This window comes from Limnothrix sp. FACHB-406, from assembly GCF_014698235.1.
Taxonomy (GTDB): Bacteria; Cyanobacteriota; Cyanobacteriia; order CACIAM-69d; family CACIAM-69d; genus CACIAM-69d.
Map to the genome: position 1 here is coordinate 57,737 of NZ_JACJSP010000021.1, position 13,206 is coordinate 70,942.

At 56.9% G+C, this 13,206-nt stretch carries 9 protein-coding genes; 7 read left to right on the forward strand and 2 right to left on the reverse strand.

Features of this window, described 5'->3' with window-relative positions; translation table 11 throughout:
• Positions 1–8: 8 nt before the first annotated feature.
• Entirely contained in the window at positions 9–1,976 is a 1,968-nt protein-coding gene (locus H6G53_RS16345; protein WP_190534769.1) for a sensor histidine kinase, read from the reverse strand.
• Between the two features lie 707 nt (positions 1,977–2,683).
• Between H6G53_RS16345 and H6G53_RS16350 the strand changes: the two genes are divergently transcribed.
• Positions 2,684–3,373, forward strand: a complete 690-nt coding sequence (locus H6G53_RS16350) for a metal-binding protein (protein WP_190534772.1) — start codon at positions 2,684–2,686, stop codon at positions 3,371–3,373.
• Here H6G53_RS16350 and H6G53_RS16355 read toward each other — a convergent pair.
• Positions 3,368–4,615 (reverse strand): competence/damage-inducible protein A, encoded by a 1,248-nt coding sequence (locus H6G53_RS16355; protein WP_190534775.1) that lies wholly within the window; start codon positions 4,613–4,615, stop codon positions 3,368–3,370. The genes H6G53_RS16350 and H6G53_RS16355 overlap by 6 nt on opposite strands.
• A gap of 635 nt (positions 4,616–5,250) precedes the next feature.
• Here H6G53_RS16355 and trxA point away from each other — a divergent pair.
• The 6 genes from trxA to H6G53_RS16385 all read left to right on the forward strand — a co-directional run bounded on the left by trxA (position 5,251) and on the right by H6G53_RS16385 (position 12,787).
• Entirely contained in the window at positions 5,251–5,568 is a 318-nt protein-coding gene (gene trxA / locus H6G53_RS16360; RefSeq protein WP_099532169.1) for a thioredoxin, read from the forward strand.
• 95 nt (positions 5,569–5,663) lie between these two features.
• Entirely contained in the window at positions 5,664–8,474 is a 2,811-nt protein-coding gene (locus H6G53_RS16365) for a CBS domain-containing protein (protein ID WP_190534778.1), read from the forward strand.
• A 129-nt stretch (positions 8,475–8,603) separates the two neighbouring features.
• Positions 8,604–9,449 carry a hypothetical protein gene (locus tag H6G53_RS16370; protein ID WP_190534781.1) on the forward strand — a complete coding sequence of 282 codons (846 nt, stop codon included), beginning with the start codon at positions 8,604–8,606 and terminating at the stop codon, positions 9,447–9,449.
• 284 nt (positions 9,450–9,733) lie between these two features.
• Positions 9,734–10,057 (forward strand): DUF6825 family protein, encoded by a 324-nt coding sequence (locus H6G53_RS16375; protein ID WP_099532172.1) that lies wholly within the window; start codon positions 9,734–9,736, stop codon positions 10,055–10,057.
• A 28-nt stretch (positions 10,058–10,085) separates the two neighbouring features.
• Complete coding sequence (locus H6G53_RS16380) at positions 10,086–11,768, forward strand: AarF/ABC1/UbiB kinase family protein (RefSeq protein ID WP_347343107.1); 1,683 nt, start codon at positions 10,086–10,088, stop codon at positions 11,766–11,768.
• Between the two features lie 152 nt (positions 11,769–11,920).
• Positions 11,921–12,787 carry a PP2C family serine/threonine-protein phosphatase gene (locus H6G53_RS16385; RefSeq protein ID WP_099532174.1) on the forward strand — a complete coding sequence of 289 codons (867 nt, stop codon included), beginning with the start codon at positions 11,921–11,923 and terminating at the stop codon, positions 12,785–12,787.
• Positions 12,788–13,206: the final 419 nt, after the last annotated feature.

The window sequence follows — 13,206 nt, forward strand, 5'->3', positions numbered from 1 at the left end:
CTGATCAATCAGGCAGAAGTGGCGGCGCTGGCGATGTCTCTGGTGATCGGCAGTTTAATTTCAAAGGTTGTGCCGTGGTGGGGAATCGATCGACAGTCGATCGAGCCGTAGTGACGCTCCACAATAATTTGATAGGCGATCGCCATGCCTAATCCTGTGCCTTTGCCAACGGGCTTAGTGGTATAGAACGGGTCAAATAATTTGGCGCGGGTCACCTCATTCATACCAATACCGTTGTCAGTAATTTCAATTTTGATCCAAGACAAATTGAGGGTTTGGGTCGTGATCGTCAGGGTGGGTAATTCTTGGGCCGGGGGAGCTGTTTGCCAGCGTTCTTCGATCGCATCAATGGCATTGACCAACAGATTAATTAAAACCTGATCAATTTGCCCGATCGTGCAGTCAATGGCAGGTAAAGAGCCATTTTGACGAATGATATTGAGATCGGGTTTTAGCTCCTGAATCCGATGGCTCAAGATCATCAAAACCCGATCGATGGACTCGTGGAGGCTGGCCGGTTCCTTGGCTTCGGTGGTGACGTGGGAATAGATTCTGAGGGATTTCACAATTTCCCGAATTCGATTGGTTCCCACGCGCATGGAGGTAAGCAGCTTGGGAAAATCATCGGCAATGTAATCTAAATCAAGGGTCTCGGGATGGGCGATCGGGACGAAATGAGGGGTTTTGGAATATTGCTGGTTGTGGCGATCGATCCTCTCTTGATAAGCAATTACGGCTTCTAAAAGTTCCGTGGCATATTCCGAAGCGTGATGCAAATTGCCATGGACAAAGCTCACGGGATTATTAATTTCGTGGGCGATTCCGGCCACCAATTGCCCTAAGCTGGATAGTTTTTCGCTTTGGATGAGGTGTGCTTGGGCTTCTTGCAGTTCTTGAAGGGCCGTTTCTAAATCTTCAGTGCGATCTTGCAGGGCCAAGCGAGATTCCTGAAGCTGTTGGTTGCTGTAAATCACTTGGTTAAGGAGCGATTCTTGCACCACCACTCGCCGAATATTGTTGAAAAGATAGGCGGCAATGCTGGCGGTGAGGCTTAAGCCCACGAGAAAGGCCGCGATGCTGTTAGGAAACAGGAAGGGCGAAAAAATTTGATGGGGCAAAACGAGCAGGGACATTTCCCGATCGCCCACGTTAATGGATTGGGTGCAAATATCCCAAGGGCCTTTCCAAGGACAACGCAAGGCCTGCTGGGCCCCAACAGTCCAAGGGGCTGTGCTAGCGATCGGGAGGATGCGATCGAAGCTACTGGGATTGGCTAACTGGGATTGCAAATAATCCACCGGGCGATCGAACAGGAAAATATCCAAATCCAACACGCCCGTTTGTCCACGGGTGAGGTGGAGCGATCGGGTAATTTCCGTTTGGGTCACAAACCAACCCTGGTCGGTTCCCTGCACCGTCAGCAGCCGAGGATCCGGATTGGACACAATCATCGTCAAGGGCCGCTGAAAGGACTGGGCCCGCTTCAGCCAACTGTTGAGGGCTGGGGGGATGGTTGCTCGCTGACCGGGTTGCCGACCGCCAAGGGACTGAATGCCTTGTCCCAGTTGAAATTGAACATAGGGCCCCGTTTGGGGATCGGCCTGAATCCAAGCCGTATCGGCCGTGTTGGCCACATCGGACAGAAGGTTTTGGCTGATGGATTGAAATTCGGCGGCCGAGGCGGGGCGACGGCGATCGAACATCAAAGCCCCGGCGCGGGTGGTGCGGGTAATTTGTTCTAAATCATCACGGAGATTGTTGCCCAATTGTTGGGTTTGCTGTTGCAGTTGGGCGCGGGCTTGGGCCAAGTCCCGATCGGCCGCCCAGTTGGCCGCCCAGGCCGACAGACCCACTCCCACCAACAAGGCAATGGCAACGGGCCCGTAACGACGATAGGGAACAGGTGTTAGCGATGGGGCAGGGGGTGGGGGTGGCGCAGATCCCGGCCGATCGGTTCGACGAGCAGCGACAGGCATGATTAAGCAAGAGGGTGTCAAGGGAGTGGTTTTGAGGTGGGTGTTTTGAAACGGGAGATGAGCTGGGGTGACGGTCAACCATTCGGTGGCTTGTGTGGGCCGATGGCTCCAGCGATCAATTGGCTCCGAGGTGGAAGGGGCGGGGGCTTGACGGAGGTGAAACAGCCTCCAGAAACGCTCTGGCCAGCGCGTGGCACTTGACGGTAACTTCTTCACGATCAAAAACTTGCTGATTGGATCCATCCCGATAGGGAACGATCGCGGGTGGGGGTTAGTGGGGCCAACGGTCAAAAATTGGTGATGGGGCCATGGTTTGGGGGCAACGAATCAAGTCACCGCCCTGAGAGCCAGTGAGTGACCCGCTGGCGGCTGTAGCGATTGACACCCTGACCTTCATCCTAATTGAGAATAAGTTTTAATAAATAATTGACTTGATTACAATTTTCAAATTTCAGATGCTGAATTCATAAGCACAGCGTAATTCTGTGCGGAGTTTTAATCGCGTTTAATGGCAAGAAGCGCGATCCGCTGCCCGATCGCTTGCCAGGGCTGGCTCCTGTGGCTCAAGATGGGCCTAGTTTCGGTTCAATAACTGGCTTTATGGCTGGTTCGATGGCTGGTTCGATGGCTGGTGTGGATCAGCCTGATTTTGGTTGATCAGCTTTTTTAGATATTGCTCTCGTTATCAGCATTTGTGCCCTGCCCCTATGGCTGCCGGATTGGTTCACGATCGAATCACGATCAACACGGCCGGGATTTGGTTCTTGGTGGGATTGGGGGTGACGACGGATTTCGGGTTGGCGGCTGCGAGCGCGATCGGCTGTGTGGTGGGGGGCTATTGGCTCAGCCCAGACCTGGATATTCGATCGCACCCATTCCAACGTTGGGGCCCGCTGCGTATCATTTGGATTCCTTACCAAAAACTGATTCGCCACCGCTCCACCTGGTCTCACGGGCCGCTGATTGGCACGACCTTACGGGTGCTGTATTTGGTGATCGCCCTGGGGCTGGGATGGTTGCTGCTGTTGGGATTGGCGGCGATCGGGTTTTCCCTGTTGGGTGGGGCCGATCGCTATGCCAGCTTTGAGGCGGTCACCTTGGCCCAAACCCGGGCGATCGGTCAATGGCTGTGGGTTGATCAATTCCCGTTTTTGGTGGCGGGTTTTGTGGGGCTGGAGGTGGGGGCCCTGTCTCATATTGCAACGGATCATCTCAGCTCTTGGCAAAAGCGACGCGCCCGCCGGGCCAAGCGATCGACCAGCCAAGCCCGAGGTCGATCGCCCGGTACTCGCACCCCATCTCGCAAACCAGCTTGCACCCGTCGATCGCGCAGCGGCCCAACTCGCAACCCCCAATCTAAGCGGACTAAACGGACAACAAATCGGCCAACCTCATAGCCAGCGACGACGCAGAAAATCCAAAGCAGTGCAGGCGCTCACGTGGCGGATCCATTCCCGATCGCGCTGGATCCCGAGGCGCATTTCATGGGTGGTGACCCCATCGGGCCCGGCAATGCCCGCATAGACCAGGCCCACGGGCTTTGCCTCGCTGCCGCCGCCGGGCCCGGCCACCCCGGTGATGCTGATGGCCCAAGTGCTGCCGAGGCGATCTCGTGCCCCGATCGCCATTTCCTTGGCTGTTTCGTGGCTGACGGCTCCGAAGCGATCCAACGTTTCCGCCGAAACCCCCAACAGGGCTGTTTTGATTCGGTTGTCGTAGGCAATGATGCCGCCGAGGAAGTAGGCGGAGCTGCCGGCCACCGCCGTCAGCAACTGCCCCAAACCGCCACCGGTGCAGGACTCCGCCACCGCCAGGGTTTCGCCTCGGTCTTGGAGCGATCGACCCACCACGATCGGCAACGTATCCTGATCCAAGCCATAGCAATCGGGCCCCACCCGATCGCGAATTTGCGCCACCATCGGCTCAATTTTGGCCAGGGCTTCGGCCGCCGTTGCTCCACAGGCCGACACCCGCAACTTCACCGATCCTCGGTTGGCATAGGGAGCCACCGTTGGATCCGAACTGGCTAAATAGTCCGCCACCCGTTCCGCCAAGGCCGATTCGGAAATGCCCCAAAACTTCAGGGTTTGGGAGACGATCGTTTGGCGCGACCACCCATGATCTCGCAGATAAGGCACGGCCACTTCTGTCCACATGGTGCGCATTTCGCTGGGCACACCGGGAAAGGTCATCAACAACAACTCCGGAACCGGTTGCCAAATCATGCCCGGAGCCGTGCCCACTCGGTTGGTCAAAATGGCCGCGCCAGCCGGCAGCAGAGCCTGCTTGCGATTGCTGGGAACCATGGTGCGGCCGCGCTGGGCAAATTTTTGTTCAATGTCGGCAATGACGGCCGGATGTTCCACCAGGGGCACATCGAAGAACTGGGCGATCGTTTCGGTGGTTAGGTCATCGGGCGTGGGGCCCAGGCCACCCGTAAACAGCAAAATGCGCGATCGTTGGCAAGCGGTGGCGATCGCCCGTTGCAGGCGCTGGGGATTGTCGCCAACCACCGTTTGGTAATAGTGGGGAATGCCCAATGCCGCCAGTTGTTGGGCCAAAAACTGAGCATTACCATTAAGAATGTCGCCAAGCAACAGCTCAGTGCCGACACAAATAATTTCAGCGCTGGGGGTCATTGTGCCAAGCTCCGCACAGGATCAAACCAGGATCGAACGAGGATCACCGAACCATTCAACCATCAAGGCGACACTGAGTCAGTCCCAACTGATCAGACCTAATTGATTAGGCCCATCCGTCAATCATCATCTCGAACTTTGCCCTTAACAGATCGTGGGACAAGGGGCAAAACAAGGGATGGAACAAGTGCTGGGCCAAGGGGTAGGACAAGGGGTTTAAACCCCTTGCCTGATCATGATTGGAGCAAGACGGTCAAATGCTCTGGCCCTTGGCTTTGCTCTCAAACTTTCGCCTTAATTGATTGCGAACGAATCGCGTGAATGATTAATTCTCAGTCTAAGCTTGATTAGCCCTCGATCAACAGGGGCAAATCGGTTCCATTGTAGCGCTGAAATTTTCAGGTTCCAAGCCATTTAAAGCCGATGTTCTCTCGGTTTTTTCGCGATTTCATCTTAAATGAGAAATTGAAATGAGAAATTGAGAACCACTCGATCAATCTTGGCCAATTTGACCCAAAAATGGAGTGGCGATCGACTGGGTTTGCTTGGGACTTGCGATCATCAATTATTGCGATCATTCATTGCGATCATTGGGATTTTCTCTAAATAATTACCCCTGCCTTAGGAGGAGAGCTATGGCGACATCGAAAGAATTCACGAGTTTTGATGCCATGATTCAGGAAGCTGAAAAACCCGTTCTTGTGGACTTTTATGCCACTTGGTGCGGCCCTTGCCAACTGTTGTCGCCAGTGTTGGAGGAGGTGAGCGTGCGGCTGCATGATCACCTGCAAGTGGTGAAGATTGATGCCGATCGCTACCCGGATTTGGCAACTCAACACCAGGTGACAGCCTTGCCGACGCTGATTTTGTTCAAGGATGGCCAGGCGATTGATCGAATCGAAGGGTTTATGAAGGCGGATCAGCTCATTGCCCACTTAGAGCGCAAACTTTAGGGCGAAAACTTTAGGGCGCAAACTGAGCTAGAGGGGCCCATAACCAAAAGGGCAATCATCAGGGCCAATAACGATTTCGGGATGGGCTGCAATCAATGGATCTCGTGTTGTGCCACATGACGGTGGATTTTGATGCCCTGGGGGCGGCCGTGGGCTGGGCCTGCCTGCACCCGGGGGCCAAAATTGTGCTGGCGGGTGGCGTGCATCCGGGAGTGCAGGCGTTTTTGGCGCTCCATCGTGATGAGTATCCTTTGATTGAGCGGCGATCGGTGGATCCGAAGCGGATTCGATCGCTCGTGGTGGTGGATACCCAACAGCGCGATCGACTGGGGAAGTTGGCGGAATGGCTGGACTTGCCCCAGCTAAACTCGATCGCCCTCTATGACCATCATTTGGGTGCGGTGGGAGATATTCCCGCCACCCAACAACAAATCGAAGCGGTGGGGGCCACCACCACCCTGATGGTGGAGCAATTGCAACGGGCTGGCGACTTGCAGCGGCCCCTCACACCGGCTGAGGCAACGGTGATGGCCTTGGGGATCCATGTGGATTCCGGATCTTTGACCTATGAAACCGCAACGGCGCGGGATGCGGCGGCCCTGGCTTGGTTAATGGCCCAAGGAGCCAGCGTCAGCGCCATTGCCACCTATTTGGATCCGAGTTTGTCGCCCCTGTTGCAACGGCTGTTGGCCGAAGCGATCGACCAGGTGCATGGCCACCCGGAACAAACCCAAGTGGTGGCCGGGGCCCGCCTAACCTGGGTGTTGCTGACGGCGGATCAATACGTGCCCGGTCTTTCAACGGTGGCTTCGCGGTTGGTGGATACGATCGGGGCCGATAGTTTGCTGTTGGGCACGCTCTACAGCACCCGAGAGGGGTCTCGTGGCCAGCGGCTGTCTCTGGTGGGGCGATCGCGGTTGGTGGGCCCGGACTGGGGAGCATTGTTGGCTCCTTGGGGGGGTGGCCATGCCCAAGCGGCGGCGGGTACGGTGCATTGGGATTCAGAGCCAGCGGAGCCGATCGAACCGGCGACGACCTTGTTGAAATCACTGATGGCGGCCTTTGCGGCTCAGTTGCCCCATCCCCCGATCGCGCGGGATTTGATGTCGTCACCCGTGCGGACGATTTTGCCGGAAACCTCGATCGACGAAGCCCAGCGGATTTTGTTGCGCTATGGCCATTCCGGCCTGTCCGTGGTCGATCGGGGTGGGCAGTTGGTGGGAATTGTGTCCCGGCGAGATTTGGACATTGCGCTGCACCACGGGTTTCACCATGCCCCCGTCAAGGGCTACATGACCACCCAGCTCAAAACCATCACCCCGAAAACGACCCTAGCGGCCATCGAAGCCCTGATGGTGACCTATGACATTGGCCGGCTCCCGGTGCTCGATCGGGGGCAACTGGTGGGGATTGTGACCCGTACCGATGTGTTGCGCCGGTTCCATCGCGATCGACAGCAACAGCCCACCCATGCCTTGTCAGACCCGATCGAGGCGATCGGGAATTTTTGCCCCCTGCTGTCGCGGCTCACTCCGCCCTTGCGACAACTGCTCGATCGGGCAGCGGCTTTGGCCCAGGCCAAGGGCTGGCAACTGTACCTGGTGGGCGGTGGGGTGCGCGATTTGCTCCTGAGTGACGCGGCCCAGGCGCTGCACCTGTCGGATTTGGACTTGGTAGTGGATGGTTGCCATCAACCCCGGGCGCATCCTCCAGAGGCCTCAGCAGCCATTGCGCCAGACACCGGAGCCGCTGTGGGCTTGGCCCAAGCTCTGGCCCAGGACTATCCCGGGGTGCGCTTACAAGTCCATGGGCAATTTCAAACGGCCGCCCTGTTGTGGCATCGAGACCCGCTGTTCGATTCCCTGTGGGTGGACATTGCCACGGCGCGCACGGAGTTTTATCCCTATCCAGCGGCGAATCCGGAAGTGGAAGCCAGTTCTATTCAACAGGATTTGTATCGGCGCGATTTTACGGTGAATGCGTTGGCGGTGCGGCTGACGGAACCCAATCCCGGTGAGGTGCTGGACTTTTTTGGGGGCATGGTGGATTTGGGCGATCGGCTGGTGCGGGTGCTCCATGCCAACAGCTTCATTGAGGATCCCACGCGGATCTATCGAGCGGTGCGGTTTGCGGTCAAATTGGGATTCACGATCGAAACCCAAACAGAGCGCTACATCCGCTATGCCATGGCTCAACTGTCGCCGCTGGAGGGGCAGCGCCGTCAACCTGCCCTGGAAACTCGGTTGAAAGCCGAGCTGAAATATATTTTGCAGACGGATTTTTGGTTGCCGGCCCTGGATTTGCTCGATCGCCTGGAGGCCTTACGTTGCATTCACCCTACGCTGAAACTGACCCGATCGCTTCGGCAGGCGGCGCGGTGGGTGGCCTGGGTTTGGGCGGCCGGGGTGTTGGCTTGGGGGGACGATCGGGCGGTAGCCGGTCTCCATCGTTGGGAACTGTTGCTGGAAACCTTGTTGGCCAGCTTGGCCCCGGGCGATCGAGCTGAGGTGGCACGCCGCCTACAACTCACCGAAGCCAGCATTCAACGGCTCGAGCAACTGGCGATCGCGGAAACCACCTTGCCCGCAAAATTGGCCCAATGTGATCGCCCCAGCGACCAAGTGCGGGTCTTGGAATCCTGGAGCCGACCGCTGCTGTTGTTGGTCAGTCTCCACAGCGATCGGGTAACACGGCGGCAAATTTGGCAATACCTCACCCGCCTGAGCCAAGTGACCAGCCCTTTGAATGGCAAGGATCTGCAACAGTTGGGCTATGCACCGGGTAAGCAATTTCGAGAAATTTTGGGCCAGTTGCGGGGAGCCTGTTTGGATCGGCTGGTGGGCGATCGCACCGAAGCGATCACTTGGGTGAAAACCCACTATCCGCCACAAAGTCCGGTGGGCTGAGGCTTCGGGGGCGATCGCAACCCAGGGTCAGGGCCGCAATTGTTGTGAATCTTTACGAAAGAAAAACTCTTGACTTATTCTTAAGAGTTGAAGCGGCATCCACCCCTCTCCGATGCCCCGAGGTTTGCTTTGAACCCTTCTTCTCCCCAACCGCAACGAAGCCGCTGGATTGCTCCCTTGTTTTTGGTTACCGCTGCCTGTGCTTCCATGCTTGGCGCGGGAGCGGTGGCCGTTGTGCGATCCGGCGAAATGAACCTCTTCGGCATTCGGTTCGAGTCCCCCCCAATCCTGAACTGGTTGGCGGGAGAAGAGCAGTCCTTCCCGCCGCGTGAAGGTTGGCCGGTCTCCAAAACCGCTGAACAGGAGTTGGATCCAGCCGATCCCAGCATTCCTGACCTAGTGCTGCAGCAAATTCGCAGCCATCCTCACCGGGATAGTTCAGCGGCGATTCGCAGCCAACGCATTGCCCCGATCGAGCGGCCCGTGCGCAACAACCCTCGACCAGCGGAGTCCACCGTCGATCGCGCGCCCCTGGCCAGCCCCAGTCCCTTGGATAATCCTGATGGCAACGCGCCACCGACCGACAGCACACCGCTGGTAGATCCCTCCGGTGACAATTCGGGCACGGCCAACCCAGCAACCGATCGTCCCGATCGCCCCGATCGATCCAATTCAGGCGATCGCGGTTCAACGGTCGATCGCTCACCGTCGGGAACCAGCGCCCCCGAGCCGGCCACTAACTCAGCCCCCTCAGAAACCCGCCCCGCGCCCGATCGCCCCGCCAACCCCGAGCCGCGACCCGTCACAGAACGCCGACCGACCACAGAGCGCCGCCCCGCGCCGGAGCCGGCCGCCGTTGAGCGTCGCCCCAGCGGTGGCAGCTCCAGCGCCCCAGCCAGCGGCGGGGCATCCGGTGCTAGCAACGGGGGCAGCGCTGGCAGTGGTTCCGCCCCAGACAGCAGCAGCACCCCCTAAGGGCATGGCATACCCTGGCTGCGAGTTCTGCGCCCTTGATCTTGATCCCTGATCTTGATCCCTAATTTTGATCCCTGACTAAGCCGCAGGCGCGAATCCCCAGCCAGCCCTAAACTGCTCATGCCAAACCTGCCAGCCCAAAACCACCACGCTATAATTCAGAGCGGTCGCGGTAGCCCGCTCCGGCATTGCCTAAAAGCGATTATGCGCGCACCCTAGCTCTCAACTAACGCTTGACCTCCTGATCCCCGATCGCCTTCCCAGTACTTTCACCCGCGAGTTTCATGAGTAACCCGCTTGTCCATGCCTTCTTTGTTGGTCGCGCGATCGCTGAAGTGGTAAACGAACAAATCGAGCGAACTGCCACCGATTGGTTGAGCGAGCTTGGGAAGTTCGATGCCGAACAGCGGGAAAACCTGCGCCAACTGGTTGAAGAGGCCCTGGCCAGGGCCCAACAGGCCGAAGCCGCCGCCACCAACGGACGCACCAGCAGCAGCAGCGCTTCCGGCGGCGACGATGTGCAAGCTGAACTCGATGATCTGCGAGCCGAAATTGCCCGCCTCAGGTCAGAGATTAAGCAATACCGCAGCGAAGCCAACCCAAGCTAGAGTCGAGACGCACCGCACGGAGTCGAGGGTGAAAACGTACGACAGCAAAGCTTACCGATGGAACCGCGAGCGGTACTCCCGCCCCCGCCGCTTTATTGATATCTGGACTTTTGTCACCCTTTGGCTGTTGTGGCTTTGGATTGATACCAAGCCCTGGAGCTATCGCGGAGGCATGACGGAGGCCAAACAAAAGGCCCGCCGCCGCCAACAGGCCATTTGGGTGCGCGATACGCTGCTCCAGTTGGGGCCCACGTTCATCAAAGTGGGTCAACTGTTTTCGACGCGCGCTGACCTGTTCCCTGCGGAATATGTGGAGGAACTGTCGAAGCTGCAAGACCGCGTACCGGCCTTTGGCTATGACCAAGTGGAAGCGATCGTTCGCCAAGACTTGGGCAAGCCGGTGCAGGAACTTTTCCAGAGCTTTGACCCCATTCCTCTGGCGGCCGCCAGTTTGGGCCAAGTTCATAAGGCTCAATTGCGATCGGGCGAAGAAGTGGTGGTGAAGGTGCAGCGCCCGGGCCTGAAAAAGCTGTTCCAAATCGATTTGGCCATTCTGAAGGGCATTGCTCGCTATTTCCAAAACCATCCCCGTTGGGGCCCCGGTCGGGATTGGTTGGGCATCTATGAAGAATGCTGCCGGATTTTGTACGAGGAAATTGATTACCTAAACGAAGGACGCAATGCCGATCGCTTCCGGCGGAACTTTCGCCATGCGGATTGGGTGCGTGTACCCAAGGTTTTTTGGCGCTATTGCTCACCTCGGACGATTGTTTTGGAATATGTCCCCGGCATCAAAATCAGCCACTACGAGGCCCTGGAAGCGGCAGGCCTTGATCGATCGACCCTGGCCGAGCTAGGAGCCAGGGCCTACCTGGAGCAAATCCTTGAAGGGGGCTTTTTCCACGCGGATCCCCACCCGGGGAACTTGGCGGTGAGTCCAGATGGATCGCTGATTTTCTATGACTTCGGGATGATGGGGCAGATTAATGCCAATGTGCGCACGGGGTTGATGGAAACCTTCTTTGGCATTGCCCAAAAGAATGGTGAACGGGTGATGAACTCCCTGATTGCGCTGGGGGCGCTGCAACCGACCGGAGACACGGGGCCCGTCCGCCGATCGATCCAGTACATGCTGGACAACTTCATGGACAAACCCTTTGAAACCCAGTCCGTGACCGCCATCAGCGATGATCTGTATGAAATCGCCTACGGCCAGCCTTTTCGGTTCCCGGCGACATTTACCTTCGTGATGCGGGCATTTTCAACCTTGGAAGGGGTAGGCAAGGGCCTAGATCCTGAGTTTAATTTTATGGAGGTCGCTAAACCCTATGCGATGCAACTGATGAATGGAAATCAACCGGAGGCTGCCGGAGACTTGCTGGGCGAGTTAGGTCGCCAGGCAGCGCAAATGAGTTCAACGGCCTTGGGTTTGCCGCGTCGCATTGATGACACGATCGAAAAGCTCGATCGGGGTGACCTGCGCTTGCGAGTGCGGGCCACGGAAACCGATCGCGTATTGCGTCGTCTGAGCAACGCCCAAGTGGCCACCAATTACTCAATCCTGACTGGTAGCTTTGCCCTCTGTAGTGCCATCTTGGTGGGCACAGGATACGGATGGTTTGCGGTGATTCCCGGTGGCATCGGCCTCCTCCCCGCAATCGCCCTCTTGCGCTTGCTGCGGCGGATGGATCGCTATGAGAAGATGTTCTAAAGCTCTAGGGGTTTGAGGGGTGACACCCCTTATTCTCTGACGCGCTCCATGGCAAACCAAGCTCGATAGACCGCGATCGCTGCCACCCGCGCTCAGCGTTCGGTTGGCTGCCAATCCTGATTGCCCCTGTTCTACCCCCGTCCCGTTCGCCCATGAAGTTTCGAGCCTCGGGATTGACCGATCGCGGAATGCTGCGAAGTGTCAATCAAGATAATTTGTTTGTCGATCCTGAAGGTCGGTTATTCATCGTTGCGGATGGAATGGGCGGCCATGCGGGCGGACAGGAAGCTAGCCGCATTGCAATTGAAGTGGTTAGCCAAGTGATCCTGCAAGCTTGGGAATCAGAGGCTTCCTCGCCGGCCCTGTTGGAAGTGGCGATCGAGAAAGCCAACGATGCCATTTTGGATGACCAAGTGCGCCATCCGGAACGGGCCGAAATGGGCACGACGATCGTGGCGATTATGCATCGCGATGATCAGTGGTGGCAGGTGCATGTGGGTGACTCGCGCCTCTATCGATCGCGGGAGCAACACCTATTGCAACTGACCAAAGATCACACCTGGGTGGCCCGGGCCGTTGAAAGCGGCGACCTGAGCCAAGAACAGGCCCGATCGCACCCCTGGCGACATGTGTTGATGCAATGCCTGGGACGGCGAGAGCTGGAGCTAGTGGAAATTTATCCCCTTGAGTTCCGATTGGGGGATCAACTGCTGCTCTGTAGTGACGGTCTCACGGAGGAATTATCCGACTCCGAAATCTTGCATCATCTTTGCCAAATGCCTTCGGCCCACCAGCTCGATCAGTTGGTGGAACGTCTGGTGCAGTCGGCCAAAGATCGCGGCGGTCGTGACAACATCACCGTTGTGCTTGTGGCTAGCGAAAGCACTGAAGAAGATGAAGAAGAGGAGTTTATTCCCCTTGGCCCCGTGGACGATGAACCGTCCGAGGGCATGATTGATGAAACCCTGCCTTTCCCAACGGATGATGATTTTCCACCGGAGCTTGCACCCCTGAGTTAATTGCTCTGAGTTGCTGACCCTCGGTGAATGAACCTGAGTGAATTGTTTTCAAGTCAATTGCTCTAGCGAGATGATCATCAAATTGATTCGCCTGGGTGAATAATCCTGCATTAATCCTGAGTTGATCGCTACTGATCGTTATTGATCGCTGTTACGTGAATCATCCTCCGTTTGCAGTCTAGCGATCGGGTGTCTTCAAGCAAAGATTGGTGGCGATGGGGCGCTGATCTAAGATTGAGACCGTTTAGTTTCCCTTGGCATGTTGAGGGCGATCGAGTCACAATTCTTTGATTAATTTAAGCTTGGTTTCTGATCCCTAGGTTTGGTAATCTCCTAGAAACTGCCTGCATAGTGCAAACCAAGTCTAAGTTGGCATTTCATGGCTCAAATCTCTGATTCGAGATTAATGCTTGAAACCT